We start from the raw sequence: 14,999 nt of genomic DNA, 5'->3' as shown, positions 1-14,999 counted from the left end.
TGAATGCTATGATCGGCATAACTCAGTCCGGTTGGTGATTTGTTTTGATTTGGCGATTGATCAGATCGCTCAAACCGGATTGAGTTCCCTTCAGTGATCTACTATTAGGCGCAGTTATTTAGTGGCAAGAACAGGGTGAGATGCGCTGGAAGTCCAGTCTCTGTGGGTTAGTATCAAAAACCATCGGCTGAGCTTAGCATCAACTGTATAAACAAGGAGGGGGGAATGGCATCATCACTTGAGGATAACGCTGATTATATCCGTAGTCTCATTACCATGATGGAGGGCCTGGACGAACCGTGGGGGATTAAAGATTTAGAGTCACGCCATGTCTATATGAACAAGGCGGCGTACCTTTATACCAATACGCCACATCGTTTTGATGTCGAGGGGCGATTGGATGAGGAGTTTCCCGCCAGTTGGACAGAGATGGCCGATGACATGATAGAGCATGATCGACGCACAGAGAGTAGCGCGCAGCGCGTTGCTGTGATTGAAACGCATTATTGGTATGGTAATGAAACGCTAATGCCTTTTATTTGTGAAAAGATCCCCATCTTCGATAAGAATAAAGTCTGCATCGGTACTATCTGGAATTCAAAGCAACTCAATACGTTGTCGCCCTTGATCTATATCAATCAGAGAAAGCCCTCGACACTAACCACGGAGTTAACCACCACGCTTTTTACCAAGTCTGAACTGGATGTTCTTTTCCTTATTCTTCAACGGTTTTCCAATAAGGAAATCGCGAGAAGAATGAACGTTTCCCATAAAACTATCGAAAATAGAGTTCACAACATGTACCAGAAAGCGGGCGTACATTCTTTAAGTCAGTTTGAGGCATTCTGCCATCATTTAGGATTAGACAATTACATTCCCGATTCGCTTATTTCAAAAGGCGTTCAGTTCATCTAAATACAAGGAGAGATTTGCAGAATGGAACATATTGATGACTACCCGGTCAGCCGGGTGCCGATGAATGTGAGATTGCCTTTTTTTAATGTGGCGTTAGTCCATATCGGTATGTTGACCGCGCTGGATCAGTTTATGCTCGGTGCGGTGTTGGGTAACTCGATGACGTTAACCGATGCGTTTGTCTCTATTTTCATCGGCAGCGCGATTTTTGGCGTGGTCACGGTGGGGCTAGGCTATGCCGGGATGCGCGAAGGGTTGTCCGGCAGTCTGCTGGCAAGGTGGTGCGGATTCGGGCGAGTGGGTTCCGTGATGATCGGTCTGGTGATCGCCGTCAGTCTATTAGGCTGGTTCGGGGTGCAAAACGCCGTTTTCGCCAAAGCGCTTAATTTCGCGATGGGCGATAAACTGGGGTTTGGCTGGTCGGCCGCCATTTCAGGCGCGGCGCTGACCATTCTGGTCGCCTTCGGCTTCAGGGCATTGAAATTCACTGCAAAAATTGCGGTGCCGCTATTTATCCTGATTGTCGGGTATATTTCGCTGATGACCCTGACCGGGCATAATATTGGCGAGCTACTCAGTTCGTCGCCGGGCGGTGAAGCCATTTCAATCAGCGCCGGCGCGACGATGGTGGTGGGCGGCTGTATTGTGGCAAGCTTGATCACCCCGGACATGACCCGCTACTCCCGCAAAGGCAATCACGTTTTCGGGCTGACCATGATGTCGATCATTGTCGGCGAATTTATCGTAAACGGTCTGGCCATCTTGATTGCGCGCACGTTGAATACCGCGGACGTGGTGACCATCATGTCCCAGACGGCAGGCGGAGTCGGCCTTATCGTGGTCATTTTCTCCACGTTGAGGATCAATGACATCAACCTCTACTCTTCCACGCTCGGCATCGCCAACGCCATCGAAGGGATCACCGGGAAAAAGCTCAGTTATATGTCGATAACGCTGGTGATTGGCTTTATCGGCACCTCGCTTTCCGTCATGGGTATTCTGGACAGGTTTGTGGATTTTCTGACCCTAATGGGCGTCCTGTTCCCGCCAATCATCGGCATTATGCTGGTGGATTATTATATTTTGCGCACCCATAGGAAAGTGCTCGATGACAGCCGGCGCGAAGGTAAACTGCCGGAAATGGCGGCGACGCCCCTTATCGGTTGGGCGGCGATTGTGGCCAGTCTTGTCGGCGCTATCGTCGGTTTCGCCATCGAATGGGGCGTGCCTTCCATCAATTCCCTGATCGCCGCCAGCGTAATGTACTGGCTGGTTAAAATCATGTACTAACCAGTGCGCCAGTACGCATGACATAACCAATACGCATAACATAAATAGTGGCTGTTTTTTCCGAAACGCGACAATCGATATAACCCCGGCGGCAAACCACCGGGGTTATCGACACGTTTAGAAGGTATAATTGACCGTCATGGAGACACTGCGCGGCGTGCCGTAGACAGCATAAGGCGCGAGATAGTTATAGTAGGTTTTATCGAACAAGTTATTAATATTGGCCTGTACAGCAAGCTGTTTCGTCATCTGATAACGGCCAAACAGATTAACCAGCGCATAGCTGCCCTGCTCCGCTCGCAGCGTTCCCATTCCCTGAGGCCCCGCGCCTTCCTCCCAGATGCTATTCTGCCAGTTTACGCCCCCGCCTAACGTTAAATCAGGCAGCATTGGCAGTTGATAGCGGGTAAACAGCTTAAGTGACGTGCGCGGCAGGTTCGGATTGATCGATTTGCCCTCTTTATCATCAGCCACAAAGCGTGAACCGCCAAACGTCATTTGCAGGTTGTCCGTTAACGCCCCGTTCACCTCAAACTCTACGCCTTTGCTCACAACGCCATCCACCGCGCTGTAGGCGATTTCCGTTGAGCCGGCAATATACTGCCCCGTCGACTGCGCCAGGTGATCCAGCTCAATGCGAAATACCGATACCGAGGCAGTCAGGCGGCTGTTGTACCAGTCGCCTTTGATGCCCGCTTCATAGTTTTTACCGGTCGTCGGCGCCAGATATTTGTTGTTAATGTCCTTTCTGGTTTGCGGCTGGAAGATGTCGGTATAGCTGGCATAGGCAGACCAGGTATCGTTAATGTCATAAACCAGTCCGACATACGGAGTTACCCGGTTGTTGCTGGTGTCGCCTGTCGAACCAATGATGCTCCAGTCGGTATAACGCGCGCCGGCAATCAGATGCAATGGATCGGCCAGCGAGAAACGCGCCGTGGCATAGAGCGATTTTTGACGCGTGGTGGAGTGCTCATAATCCGTCCAGGCACCCCAGCCTGGATCGGGAATATTGCCATCCCAGTGATAGTAGTTGCCCATATCGGACGAGCTAATGGTGGATTGAGAATTATAGAAATGGACACGTTGTTTGCTGTAGCCGCCGCCTACCACCAACTCATGCTGCCGCCCCAATAGCTCGAACGGGCCGGAGGCGTAAGTATCGATGGCATCGACTTTGCGCGTTCCCTTATTCCATCCGCCATAGGCGCCAATCCCCAGGCCATAAGGATCGACGAGTTGCCCGCTATCTTTATCCGGGAATCCGTTGGCATACATCAGTTTGGAGTCGAACTCCGTTTCGGCGCGTGTACCGTTCAGACGCACCTTCCAGCCGTTGTCAAACCGCTGGGCGAGATCGGCAAGTACCTTTTTCGAGGTTTTATTGGAATAGCTCCAATTCGGCGCCGGATTGAAACTGCGATCGAAATGCGTGCGGCTGCCATCGGTGAACCACGTCGGCAGGCCGCCCCACGTAGGGTTATCGACATCGCTTTCCTGATAATCGTAACCGAGGGAAAGCGTTGTGGAATCCGTCAGATCGGCATCAATCACGCCATAGAGGAATTTTTTGCGTTTATGATAACGATCAAGCCAGGTATCGTTGTCCTGATATCCCGCAATCATCCGTCCGCGCACATTGCCGCTCTCCGTCAGCGGCGCCGACAGATCGGCGACCATGCGCTGCTGATCCCAACTGCCGTAGCTCCCGGAAACCGCGCCTGTGAATTCACGGCTGTCCGCATGTTTGCGCACCATGTTCACCGCCGCGGAGGGGTTGCCCGTCCCGGTCATTAACCCCGTTGCGCCGCGCACCACTTCGATGCGCTCATAAATAGCCGTGTCCGATCCCGCATCGCCAAAATCCCAAATGTCATCAACGACGGTCGGAATACCATCAAACAGGTAATTATTGATGAGAAAGCCGCGGGAAAAATAGGTTGAACGTTCGGAATCAATGTTTTTGGCGGTCACCCCGGTTGTATTGGCCATGACCTCGCCAATGGTTTGCAGGTTCTGATCTTGCATACGCTGCTGGCTGATGATGCTCACCGATTGGGGAATATCACGCGGCACCAGCGACATTTTCGTGCCGGCGCGGGTCACTTTTACACTGTAATCCTGTGCGTCGCCAACGTCGGCGCTGGCGTTCGCATCAGCGCTGACCACCAGCGTATCCGCTTTAGCGTCCGAGGGTGATTGATCCTCTGCGAATGCCTGAGTGTGCGACAGCGACGCGGAAACCAGAACAGTGAGAAGAGAGACGGCGAAGGGTTTTATTCTCGCCAGTGAAGCAGCACCCATGCGCGTTTCCCCAGCGTAAGTCACGCAAGACATAATCTATCCTCAATGAATCAATGATTATTGGAGCGGGATATTGGGCGAGTCAGGCCGCCATTTATTTATAGAAAAGAAAATGATAACTATACTCATTATGCTTATTATTTCAATAAATCGTTAATGCCCTATAAATGAATAGAAAGAAGGCGTAAAACGGACGGGAGAGATAACTGAACCTGTTACGGCGACAATGAATTCACAACCTTAATGACCAGGCAGGCAGTTTTCTTTTCATATCAGATGCTTCATACTAAATGCCCGGTTAAATAATCAATAAACGAGGTGATTCTGGCTGGCACGTTACGTCGATGTTGATAAACCGCATGGATATCCGCCGCGGGTATCTCAAAATCGTTCAGCAGCACAACCAACTCGCCCCGCGCCAGATACGCTTGCACATCCCAGAACGAACGCAGAATAATCCCGTGTCCATCCAGTGCGTAATATATGATAACTTCGCCATCGTTACTCGACAGGCTGCCATAGGCTTTATGCGTAAACTCTTTGCCCGACTGATAGAAACGCCACAGCGCGTAGTCGCTTTCATATTGCCTGAGCACAATGCAATTATGTGCGGACAAATCAGCTACCGTTCGCGGCATACCGACACGTTCAATATAAGCGGGCGAGGCGCACAAAATACGCGGGTTATCCAACAGCTTGCGCGCAATCAACCGTGAATCAGGCGACTCGCCAACACGGATATCAATATCAATGGCGGCATCCAGCAGATTGATGGGTTGACTGGAAAGCTGAAGCTGAACCTCAAGACCGGGATGTAAACGTGAAAAAGATGAAATCAGCGGCGCCACATGGCGACGACCAAAGCCGAAAGAAGCATTGACGTTGAGCTTGCCGCAGAGCGAACGCTGGTTTTTAGCCACCGCGCTTTCCATTTCTGTAATTTCCTTGAGTATCGGCAATGCGCCTTCCGCATAAAGTATGCCTTCCGCCGTGAGATCCAGACGCCGGGTGGTCCGTTGGATCAACTGTACGCCAAGCCGTTTTTCCAGTTGCGTCAGTCGCTTGCTCACTGCGGGCAGAGAGAGCCCCAGTTCACGCGCGACGGCAGTCAGGCTGCCCAATGCCACGATGCGGCTGAAAAAGCGTAGATCGTTAACCGTCGACATAAATTCTTCTCTTAAATTCAACAATGCCTTGCCAGCAAGACTAATTGTTCACTATTTGCCAGGGAAATACACTCAATTCTCCTCTCTTATGTGAAAAGGAATGGTTTATGACTGGAAAACAGCACCGCATCGCCGTGATCCCCGGTGACGGCATCGGCAAAGAAGTGATGCCGGAAGGCGTGCGCGTCATGCAACGCGCCGCCGAAAAATTTGATATCGCCATCCAGTGGGACTGGTTTGATTTCGCCAGCGCCGACTACTACCTGAAGCATGGAAAGATGCTGCCGGATGACTGGTTTTCTACCCTGAGCCAGTACGATGCGCTCTATTTCGGCGCGGTTGGCTGGCCGGATGTCGTGCCAGATCACATCTCTTTATGGGGATCGCTGCTGCAATTTCGCCGGGCGTTCGATCAGTACGTCAATCTGCGTCCCTGCCGGTTAATGCCCGGCATCCAAGCGCCGTTGGTCGGCCGTTATCCCGGCGACATTGATTTCTATGTGGTGCGGGAAAATACCGAGGGCGAATATTCCAGCGTCGGCGGCACCATGTTTGCGGGCACCGATCGTGAAGTTGTCATTCAGGAGACGGTAATGACGCGCGTCGGCGTCGATCGAATCCTTAAATTCGCTTATGAACTGGCGATGAAACGCCCGAAAAAGCACCTGACCTCCGCCACTAAATCCAACGGTATTGCCATCACCATGCCGTACTGGGATCAGCGGGTTGCTGAAATGGCAAAACAGTATCCAGAAATTAAGGTCGATAAATTTCACATCGATATCCTGACCGCCAATTTTGTGCTGCATCCCGACTGGTTCGACGTGGTGGTCGCCAGCAATTTGTTCGGCGACATTCTGTCGGATCTGGGGCCTGCCTGCACCGGAACTATCGGCATCGCGCCGTCCGCCAATATCAACCCGGAGCGAAATTTCCCCAGCCTGTTTGAACCGGTTCATGGCTCTGCGCCCGATATTGCCGGTAAAGGATTGGCGAACCCCATCGGACAGATCTGGTGTGGCGGCATGATGTTGGAACATCTGGGCTATCCTGAGGCGGGAGCGGCGGTGTTGCGCGCGATTGAGACGGTGCTGGCACGGGGGCCGGAACAGGCGCCGCTTACCGGGGATTTGGGTGGCGCCGGTAATACGGAAACCCTGGGGAAAGCCATTGCAGCAGTGTTGTGATAACCAGAGACAATCGGCAAGGATGCCCCCCGCTGTCAGCGCAAATATCCGCGATCAATGCCATCGGATAGTTAATCTGCGATAACTTTATGCTGCCAATAGGTTAAAAAACGTCAATTCTTATTAAATCCAGTTAATAACACTATGGTCTATATACAAGTTCTCTATAAACCCGCTAATACGCTGGTGATGCCTTTTTTCGCGCAGTAGGATCGAACCGATTTTTATCGTCAAACGAAGGAGATTAAGGTGAACAAAGCGTATGACAGATACAGAAATCCGCTCGACAACGGTTGCCGCGTCATGCAAGACGGTTCTGGTCTGGTCGGCACGATTGCGGCGATCCACGCAGAAAATCTGCAACGCAAAGAGGTTCGTCGGGCAAAATGCGTCGAACTGCAAGGCGTGAGCGGATACTTTGCCCCGCAAGAGCTCATGCGTCTTGGACGTAGCTGATTTTTGACCGGGCCTTATGGTTATTAAGCGCCATTTTTCTCCGCCCTGGCTTTTGTTATTCGGGCGTCGTTGCGGCGCCCGACATGATGCAACTGAATCAGCCTGCACAGAGGAATGAACGACACGGATTAATGCGGAAATTCATCGCCAGGACGATACGAACAAAGAAAGCGATGAGGTGTTAACCCCCTGATACGTCAGGATGATTCATACCGTGGGAGTGTGTCGCCATTTTGTTGTAAAAAATCCAGAAACAGGCGCACCATCGGAATATTGACGCTGCGCTTCAGGTAACTAACGGCAAAGGTTCTTTCCAGTTTCACTTCCAGCGGAATGATAGCCACGTCATAAGCGCTCAGGCTTTTTGCAACGGAAGAGCAGAGGAATACCACACCCGACAGGTTCATCACCAGATCCATGATGATATCCATATTGCTGCATTCCCGAAAATAACAGGGGCTGATGCCCTGTTTGGCGAATGCCGCAGACACCACGGCATGTTCGCCGGTTCCTCTTTGCGGCACAATCAGTTTTTCCGCCGCCAGTTGTGACAGTTCCAATGTCGTACAGGCAGAGAGTGGATGCGCCGCAGCCACCACCGCGACGATCTCATCGTTCAGAAAAACGGAATGATTAAACAACGGATCATTCAGGTACTCATCAAACGGCGTCGAAAAGGAAATATGAATATTGGTGGTGCGTACTCTCTCCAATAAATCGCTGCTGACGCCGTCAATAAAGGAAATATCGATATTCGGATAGCATTTTTGAAACTGACTAAAAATAGTGTAATAGCTCAAACGGTTAAAAATCGGAATTACCCCCACCAGCAATGCCCCGTCCGAGCTTTCTTCGTAGCTGTTGACAAACTGTTCCAGTTCATAGTGTTCTTTAATCAAGGTATGAATTTTTTCGACAAAAAGCTGGCCGAATGGCGTCACGGAAAACTGTCGGGTGGTTCGATTAATCAACTTTCTTCCCGTTTCAATCTCCAGGCGTGCTATCTCTTGAGACAAAAAAGCCTGTGATATATTCAGCGCCTTAGCCGCTTTGGTAAAGCTCCTGACTCGGAGAAGCTCCTGGTAATAAATGATTCGTTTTATACTAATCATATTTACGACATTAGTGATCGTTTATAATATATTAAGATAACAATTATATGCATATACAAAAAAACAAATGTGATCCAATGCACACTTAGTTTTTAGCCAGCATGGTTAACTCATCAATCGTCCAAATCCAATTCACTGTTATTTAACAAAAAAACGATATAATTATAAGGATAACGTTAATTTCTGATTATAAATAACCGGCAATATATCTCTCATTATTTTTAGATACCTCGCCCGACGATAGACCCTTTACCAATGGCGAACAACGGGATTAGAAAAGATGACTATGATGCCCCCCAGAAAATAGTATTGGCATCGCTCATTCTCGCCGGCGCCGTCGGCGGAAATGCGACGATAGCAGCCGCCAACCAGCATGAAATCACGGTTAAACCGGAAATCACGTCGTTCAAACTGATTTCCAATGTGATGTATTCACAAACATCAGACCTTGGCTATCCTAATGTCGCATTAAAGATGGATATTCTTCAGCCAAATACGCAAACGCCGCTGCCTGTCGTGTTGTTCATCACCGGCGGCGGCTTCATTCACGCCAATAAAGACAGCTATCTGCAACAGCGACTTGGGTTGACGGCACCGCCACATTCAGTGAAGGCGGTCCGATCTCCCGCTACCCCGGCAAGGCCTCCGCCGCCAATCCGATCAATTACATCAGCCAGGCTACTCCGCCTTTGCTGATTATGCACGGTTTGGCCGATACGCTGGTTTCACCCCGCCAGACGGAAAGACTGCATCAGGCGCTGACGGCGAAAAACATCGATTCCACTTACTATGTCGTCAAAGGCGCGGGACACGGCGGTTCGGCTTGGTTACAACCGGATATCATGAAAATCACCCTGAGTTTTCTTGATAAACATCTGAAACCCTGACATCGAATCACCTCTGCGCATCCAACGTCAGTATGCTCTGCATGCTAATGTTGGGCGCTGTCGCCAGAAAAAATAGGTATAAATCAATTTTTAGCCAAAATTAAATTAAATGAAAACCGAAGAATCCGATATGCATCAATTAATATGTAAAACGCCATTAATAAAAATGCATCTCATTTCAACTTTTATTCTGAAAAAATAGTGATCGCACATGTAATTATTCAAGCTTGATCACAATAAATAATTCACCGAGTCATTCTGAAAACAGATATTTATAATAAATAGATATGTGATTTATATAGATATACAAAGAAATAAATGTGACTAAGAGCACAATTACCCCTCCTGCCCTATGGTCAAATAAAAACAATAAAAAATAGAGATTACGAGTAAATACATCGTCTGAAAGGCAATATTTTCAGTCAATATCCCCGGCCAGATTTCACGGTACAGGACGTCGGCGTCCTGTGATTTGAAAACTGACGGGAATAACTGACTTCTTATGCCGACGCCGCATCAGCGCCGTTACTGCTTCAATGTGAAGTTCAATGTTGTGAAGGTCTATATTATGGAAGAATTTTCTCGCCGCCGTTTTCTTGCCTATATGGGCAGCGCGATTGTCGTCACCGGGAATACCAGCTTTGCACGTGCGCAGAGCGAACCCGCGCAAAACGCCAAATCCGCTGCTGTGAAATATGGTCTGCTGCATAATGAACAACGTTGTATTGGCTGTAACGCCTGTATCGGGGCCTGTAAAACCACCAATAACGTGCCTGATGGCGTTACCCGATTGGAAATACTGAAAACGGTCGATATTCCGCCGCAGGGAAAATCACGCGCATTCAAACAGTATTTTCGTAAATCCTGCCAGCATTGCGAGAATCCGCCGTGTGTCACGGTATGCCCGACCGGGGCATCTTTCAAGGATGCCTTAACCGGCATTGTCGATGTCAACGATAAACGCTGCGTCGGTTGCCGCTATTGCATTGCCGCCTGCCCTTATCACGTTCGCTTTATCAACCCGGTCAGCAAGACGGCGGATAAATGCAACTTTTGCCGGGAAACCAATCTGGCCGCTGGGAAACAGCCGGCCTGCGTGGAGATATGTCCGACTAAGGCGCTGGTGTTCGGCGATCTGAACGATCCCGACAGCGATATTTCCAAAATGATTAAGGGCAATTCAACCTATCGCTCAAAAGTCTATCTTGGCACCGAACCACAACTCTATCGAATTCCGGGTAGACGGGGAGAAATCGACAATGCATAGCGCCTTTCAGTTTGACACCCTGGTCTGGGATTGGCCCATCGCCATTTATCTCTTGCTGGTGGGGATTTCGGCAGGAATGGTTTCGCTGTCGATTCTGATTAAGTATTACATTCCCGCAGAGTACAACGGCGGCAATATCGTGATTAAATCCACCGCCATCGTTGCTCCGTTGTCGGTGATTATCGGTCTGGTGATTCTGATTTTTCACCTGACGCGACCACTGGCGTTCTGGTATCTGATGGTGTTCTATAACCCGATGTCCATTATGTCGCTGGGAGTGATGCTCTTTCAGGCGTACTTCGTAGTCATCCTGCTATGGCTCGTCAACCTCTATCGTGAAGGGTTACTCAACCTGATCGAAGCCCGGCTGCCGCGTCCGGCGTTGACATCACTGATGCGGAGCACAACCGCCATTATCGCCCAAAAATCCGCTTTGATTGAAAACGTGCTGCTGGTGCTGGCTATCCTGCTCGGCTGCTATACCGGTTTTCTGCTTTCAGCGCTGAAATCGTTCCCGCTGCTGAATAACCCGGTTCTCCCGGTGCTGTTTCTGGCATCAGGCACCACGTCCGGCATCGCCGTGATGATGCTTACCAGCGCCATGAGCCGCCAGTCTGTCGGCAGCAGAGCAACATTGCGCTTCATTCACCGCATAGAAAACCCGGTGGTCTATGCGGAACTGTTCCTGCTGTTTGCCTTCTTTATCGGTTTGTTATTGGGCGGCGGGCAGAAAACCGTGGCCGCTCATACGGCGCTCAGCGGCTTTTGGGGCGGCGTCTTCTGGATCGGTATTATCGGCGTCGGCATCGCTGTACCCCTGATTGCCGGTTTTATACGTAATCCCGGTAAAGGACGCCTGATTATCATGGCGGCGCTGAGTCTGTTCGGCGTGTTCTTGCTACGCCTGTTCGTGCTCTATGCCGGACAAATGACGGTAGCCTGACCGATGAATACGTCATGGTCCCTGTTCTGGATTGCATCCGTTACCTTTTTCATGCAATCCATGGATACCACCATGCTGTACATCGCGATCCCGGCTATCGCGGATTCCTTGCGCCAACCGGTGTTGCGCATGGAAATGATCGTCATTTCCTATGTCATTACCGTGGTGGCGTTTACGCCAGTCAATGGCTGGCTGGCGGAATGTCTGGGAGAAAGGAAAACCTATCTGCTGGCGATAGGTATCTTTATGATGGGCTCACTGTTATGTATCACCGCGAATTCCTTTATCAGCTTAAGCGCCTTTCGCTTTATTCAGGGGATCGGCGGCGCCTTGATGTTGCCCATCATCCGAACCGTGATATTAAGAACGACGCCGCAAACCATGAAACTGACCTTTCTCAATCGGATCACCTTACTGGGGTTATTGGGCACCATGATTGGTCCGGTATTAGGCAGCTTTATGATTAATCTTTTTTCATGGCGGGTTATTTTTATCGCCAATATTCCACTGTCATTGTTTTGTCTTTTTTTCGCCAGAAAATATATTCCCAATGAAAATCGGTTAGCGGAGCGACGCACCGATCCTTATGGCCTGATATTGCTGGTGATGATGCTATTTCTGACGGCACTTATCCTGACCGCTATGCCAAAAAATATTATTCCCGCACCGGTTGCCCTGTTACTGTGCTTGTCTGGCATTGGACTGGCATTTCTTTACTTCAAACAAGACATCACCAGGAAAGAGGCATTATTTCCGGCAGCGCTATTTGAAATAAGAACATTTTCGGTGGGGGTGCTCGGCGGCATGTTAACCCGCATCCTGCTGTCATCGACGCCAGTGGTGCTGTCATTAATGCTGCAAACAACATTAGCGTGTCAGCCAGTCGAAACCAGTATTATTCTGTTGCTGTTTTCCGGCGGAGCGTTACTGTCGAAAATGCTGTTTGAACCGATGATAAAACGTACAGGCTATCGACGACTGCTGATGTTGACCACTGGATTCACCTCTCTATGTATCCTGGCATTGAGTGTCGCCGTGCAGGAAAAATCGATGATGCAGATCGGGATTATCGCGACCATTCTGGGCATATTGATTTCAACGCTGCATTCGGCAGAAAGTACGCTGGCCTTTAGTAATCTGAATCACGCCACGTATAACAGCGGCAATAATATGTTGACCATTACGCAACTTATTTCCGTTATGGTCAGCATGGCTCTGACGTTTCCAATATTACGATTTCTTTCTCAATTTGAAATCGTCTTTAACTTAAACAGTTTTAGCTTGTTATTTTTATTGCTGGGGGTGGGGTTACCTACTTGCTGCCTGGTATTTAAATCACTGAATGACGACGATGGCCATCACTTTATTCATGGGGGATAGATAAAAGAGAAAAGTTATTCGTTTTGTCCGTCATTAATTTTTAATTTAACCAATCTGAATGGGAGTTGATATGAAAACATCTTCGGGTACGCTCTTCCTTTGCCTTTTTTTAGCTACGGGAACCGTAATCGCGCAAGAAAGTAATAATTTTAAGGCCGGGACCTATTCCGCAGCCAAACCCGGTCTGGGCGGGGACGTCACCGTCACTATTGATGTCGATGCCCAGGGAAAATTAATCAAAGCCACGATTAATGCGCCTGACGAAACCCCGGAAGTCGGAGGCGAAGCCGCGAAAGAATTAGCCAACGCGATGGTTGAAAAACAGAGCATTCAGGTTGATGGCGTCTCCGGGGCCAGTATTACCAGCGGCGCCGTTCTTGAAGCCGCGGAAGAGGCGTATTCACAAGCCAAACTCAGTGAATAGCACATCAACCGCTGACTATTGCATTCACAATATATTTATTTTATTACGGCTTAGGAAAATGCCATGAAAATATTCAGAAATCGTTTATTGGCGACCCTGTGTATGTCGATAATGGGATTATCTGTCGTACAGGCGGCGGAAACCGCAAAACCAGAAATATCGAAGCATGCCGATGTAGTGATCATCAGCGCAGGCGCAGCCGGGATGTATGGCGATACCTATGATTTACTGCTGGAGGCGGGCACCTTCGGCTTTGTACTGAACTCTGGCCGTATCACGGCAGAAAATGCGCTCAACTATATCGGTTCTACCAGCAAGTAAAATGCTCGCCCCAGTCTGATTTCGCTTTGTAACCTGAAACATGGCAGGGGGCCCCGGCCAGCCTGTCAGTCCAATTGATGCGGATTCGGTCTGGCTTTATCCCATCCATATCATCCCGCTTTGCGAAACGTCAGATTAAAACGGTGTTCCCCCGCAAAACCGTCTGGCACGACGCCACTTTTCAGCGGCAAGATGCCATGATAACGCAGCCGCGACGCGCCGCCCCAGACAATCACATCACTATGCAGCAACGAACATCGTTGAACCTGCTCATGGCGCTTCAAGCCGCCAAATAGAAAGGTGGCGCCCAGCCCGAGCGAGAGCGAAACAATAGGCTGACTGAAATCATGTTCGTCTTTGTCCTGATGCAGCGACATTCGCGCCCCCACATCGTAGCGGTTGATCAGACAGGCGTCAGGGGTAAAATCCTCAAAACCGGCGGCGCTGGCAGCGCGGTGGGCCAATTGAGAAAAAACAACGGGCATTGCCGGCCACGGCTGCCCGCTAAGCGGATCGATAGGCGAATAGCGATAGCCCCAGCCATCGGTGATCCAGCCCAGCGGCCCGCAGTTGCTCATCGCCACCGACATGACATAGCCTCCCGGCGTCACCATATGGCGAAACGGCGCGCACGCCGCCACCTCAGTGATTGCCATCATCAACGCCTCCGTCTCTGGATAGGCGAAGCCACGCAGGATGACTGCGCCCGGCGCCAGCGTTTCCGTTTGTTGCTGCGGGATTTCATGCGCAAATAAATCAAGATTCATGACGGGCCGCTCCCTTATCGTCTGCCAGATGACGCTTACTTGCATCGTGCGTAAGCCGCGTTTCCTTTTCCAACAGGGCTCGCTTGCGCTCCACGCCCCAGCGATACCCTGACAACGCCCCATCGTGGCGAACCACCCGATGACAAGGAATGGCCACCGCCAGACGGTTGGCCGCACAAGCGCCCGCCACCGCCCGCACCGCGGACGGCGCACCTATCCGCGCGCAATATCCCGGTAGCTGGCCGTCTCGCCAGCGGGGATCTCCCGCAATGCCTGCCATACGCGCTGTTGGAAAGCCGTCCCCCGGATATCAAGCGGTAGTGCGAGTCCAACATCCGGCTCATCGACAAACCCAACCACCTGCGCCATGCGTTGCTCAAACGCCGCATCACCGCCCACCAGTTGGGCATGCGTAAACAGATCCTGCAACTCATTCACTAATTGTTGCGGCTCATCCCCTAAATAACTGCGCCTAATAGTAGATCACTGAAGGGAACTCAATCCGGTTTGAGCGATCTGATCAATCGCCAAATCAAAACAAATCACCAACCGGACTGAGTTATGCCGATCATAGCATTCA

The 14,999-nt window shown here is 50.3% G+C and carries 13 protein-coding genes and 2 pseudogenes; 10 read left to right on the top strand and 5 right to left on the bottom strand.

What is annotated here, in order from left to right; all coding sequences use genetic code 11:
* Positions 1 to 225: 225 nt before the first annotated feature.
* Both DES54_RS17460 and DES54_RS17455 read left to right on the top strand, forming a co-directional pair.
* Positions 226 to 915 (top strand): helix-turn-helix transcriptional regulator, encoded by a 690-nt coding sequence (locus tag DES54_RS17460; protein WP_113869550.1) that lies wholly within the window; start codon positions 226 to 228, stop codon positions 913 to 915.
* A gap of 21 nt (positions 916 to 936) precedes the next feature.
* A complete protein-coding gene (locus DES54_RS17455; protein WP_113869548.1) occupies positions 937 to 2,205 on the top strand; it encodes a cytosine permease in 1,269 nt (422 codons plus the stop codon).
* Positions 2,206 to 2,322: 117 nt separating this feature from the next.
* Here the strand turns inward: DES54_RS17455 and fhuE are convergent, their stop codons facing one another.
* The gene (gene fhuE, locus DES54_RS17450; RefSeq protein WP_113869546.1) at positions 2,323 to 4,542 is read right to left on the bottom strand and encodes a ferric-rhodotorulic acid/ferric-coprogen receptor FhuE; all 2,220 of its coding nucleotides are present in this window, start codon (positions 4,540 to 4,542) and stop codon (positions 2,323 to 2,325) included.
* A 248-nt stretch (positions 4,543 to 4,790) separates the two neighbouring features.
* A complete protein-coding gene (locus tag DES54_RS17445; RefSeq protein WP_113869544.1) occupies positions 4,791 to 5,675 on the bottom strand; it encodes a LysR family transcriptional regulator in 885 nt (294 codons plus the stop codon).
* Positions 5,676 to 5,782: 107 nt separating this feature from the next.
* On the opposite strand from DES54_RS17445, the gene DES54_RS17440 reads away from it, so the two are divergent.
* Both DES54_RS17440 and ydfZ read left to right on the top strand, forming a co-directional pair.
* On the top strand, positions 5,783 to 6,862 hold the full coding sequence (locus tag DES54_RS17440; RefSeq protein ID WP_113869542.1) for a tartrate dehydrogenase: 1,080 nt from the start codon (positions 5,783 to 5,785) through the stop codon (positions 6,860 to 6,862).
* A 249-nt stretch (positions 6,863 to 7,111) separates the two neighbouring features.
* Positions 7,112 to 7,318, top strand: coding sequence for a putative selenium delivery protein YdfZ (ydfZ, locus tag DES54_RS17435; protein WP_113869540.1), 207 nt, complete (start codon positions 7,112 to 7,114; stop codon positions 7,316 to 7,318).
* 197 nt (positions 7,319 to 7,515) lie between these two features.
* On the opposite strand, the gene DES54_RS17430 is transcribed toward ydfZ, so the two are convergent.
* Positions 7,516 to 8,430, bottom strand: coding sequence for a LysR family transcriptional regulator (locus DES54_RS17430; protein WP_113869538.1), 915 nt, complete (start codon positions 8,428 to 8,430; stop codon positions 7,516 to 7,518).
* A gap of 255 nt (positions 8,431 to 8,685) precedes the next feature.
* Here DES54_RS17430 and DES54_RS17425 point away from each other — a divergent pair.
* The 6 genes and pseudogenes from DES54_RS17425 to DES54_RS17400 all read left to right on the top strand — a co-directional run bounded on the left by DES54_RS17425 (position 8,686) and on the right by DES54_RS17400 (position 13,652).
* Positions 8,686 to 9,317: pseudogene (locus DES54_RS17425) on the top strand (alpha/beta hydrolase family protein).
* Between the two features lie 568 nt (positions 9,318 to 9,885).
* Positions 9,886 to 10,584 (top strand): 4Fe-4S dicluster domain-containing protein, encoded by a 699-nt coding sequence (locus DES54_RS17420; RefSeq protein WP_113869552.1) that lies wholly within the window; start codon positions 9,886 to 9,888, stop codon positions 10,582 to 10,584.
* The gene (nrfD, locus tag DES54_RS17415) at positions 10,577 to 11,527 is read left to right on the top strand and encodes a cytochrome c nitrite reductase subunit NrfD (protein WP_113869536.1); all 951 of its coding nucleotides are present in this window, start codon (positions 10,577 to 10,579) and stop codon (positions 11,525 to 11,527) included. Before DES54_RS17420 ends, nrfD begins: the two co-directional genes overlap by 8 nt.
* A gap of 3 nt (positions 11,528 to 11,530) precedes the next feature.
* The gene (locus tag DES54_RS17410; RefSeq protein WP_113869534.1) at positions 11,531 to 12,907 is read left to right on the top strand and encodes an MFS transporter; all 1,377 of its coding nucleotides are present in this window, start codon (positions 11,531 to 11,533) and stop codon (positions 12,905 to 12,907) included.
* Between the two features lie 70 nt (positions 12,908 to 12,977).
* Positions 12,978 to 13,331: an FMN-binding protein gene (locus tag DES54_RS17405; protein WP_113869532.1), complete on the top strand. Its 354-nt coding sequence runs from the start codon at positions 12,978 to 12,980 to the stop codon at positions 13,329 to 13,331.
* Between the two features lie 63 nt (positions 13,332 to 13,394).
* A complete protein-coding gene (locus DES54_RS17400; protein ID WP_113869530.1) occupies positions 13,395 to 13,652 on the top strand; it encodes a hypothetical protein in 258 nt (85 codons plus the stop codon).
* Between the two features lie 110 nt (positions 13,653 to 13,762).
* On the opposite strand, the gene alkB is transcribed toward DES54_RS17400, so the two are convergent.
* The gene (gene alkB, locus DES54_RS17395) at positions 13,763 to 14,419 is read right to left on the bottom strand and encodes a DNA oxidative demethylase AlkB (RefSeq protein WP_113869528.1); all 657 of its coding nucleotides are present in this window, start codon (positions 14,417 to 14,419) and stop codon (positions 13,763 to 13,765) included.
* A pseudogene (locus tag DES54_RS17390) lies at positions 14,409 to 14,881 on the bottom strand (methylated-DNA--[protein]-cysteine S-methyltransferase); the annotation flags it as partial. The pseudogene DES54_RS17390 and the gene alkB, both read right to left, overlap by 11 nt.
* Positions 14,882 to 14,999 lie beyond the last annotated feature (118 nt).

Origin of the sequence: Brenneria salicis ATCC 15712 = DSM 30166 (genome assembly GCF_003315515.1) — a bacterium.
In the GTDB taxonomy this organism is placed as follows: domain Bacteria; phylum Pseudomonadota; class Gammaproteobacteria; order Enterobacterales; family Enterobacteriaceae; genus Brenneria; species Brenneria salicis.
Note: the sequence above shows the minus strand (reverse complement) of the source record. Positions and strands in the feature narration are given on the sequence as shown.

Coding starts and splice junctions, on each gene's coding strand:
- DES54_RS17445 (WP_113869544.1), bottom strand. CDS start 5,675: ATGTCGACGGTTAACGATCTACGCTTTTTCAGCCGCATCGTGGCATTG.
- DES54_RS17460 (WP_113869550.1), top strand. CDS start 226: ATGGCATCATCACTTGAGGATAACGCTGATTATATCCGTAGTCTCATT.
- DES54_RS17400 (WP_113869530.1), top strand. CDS start 13,395: ATGAAAATATTCAGAAATCGTTTATTGGCGACCCTGTGTATGTCGATA.
- DES54_RS17455 (WP_113869548.1), top strand. CDS start 937: ATGGAACATATTGATGACTACCCGGTCAGCCGGGTGCCGATGAATGTG.
- nrfD (WP_113869536.1), top strand. CDS start 10,577: ATGCATAGCGCCTTTCAGTTTGACACCCTGGTCTGGGATTGGCCCATC.
- DES54_RS17405 (WP_113869532.1), top strand. CDS start 12,978: ATGAAAACATCTTCGGGTACGCTCTTCCTTTGCCTTTTTTTAGCTACG.
- DES54_RS17440 (WP_113869542.1), top strand. CDS start 5,783: ATGACTGGAAAACAGCACCGCATCGCCGTGATCCCCGGTGACGGCATC.
- DES54_RS17420 (WP_113869552.1), top strand. CDS start 9,886: ATGGAAGAATTTTCTCGCCGCCGTTTTCTTGCCTATATGGGCAGCGCG.
- DES54_RS17410 (WP_113869534.1), top strand. CDS start 11,531: ATGAATACGTCATGGTCCCTGTTCTGGATTGCATCCGTTACCTTTTTC.
- alkB (WP_113869528.1), bottom strand. CDS start 14,419: ATGAATCTTGATTTATTTGCGCATGAAATCCCGCAGCAACAAACGGAA.
- DES54_RS17430 (WP_113869538.1), bottom strand. CDS start 8,430: ATGATTAGTATAAAACGAATCATTTATTACCAGGAGCTTCTCCGAGTC.
- fhuE (WP_113869546.1), bottom strand. CDS start 4,542: ATGTCTTGCGTGACTTACGCTGGGGAAACGCGCATGGGTGCTGCTTCA.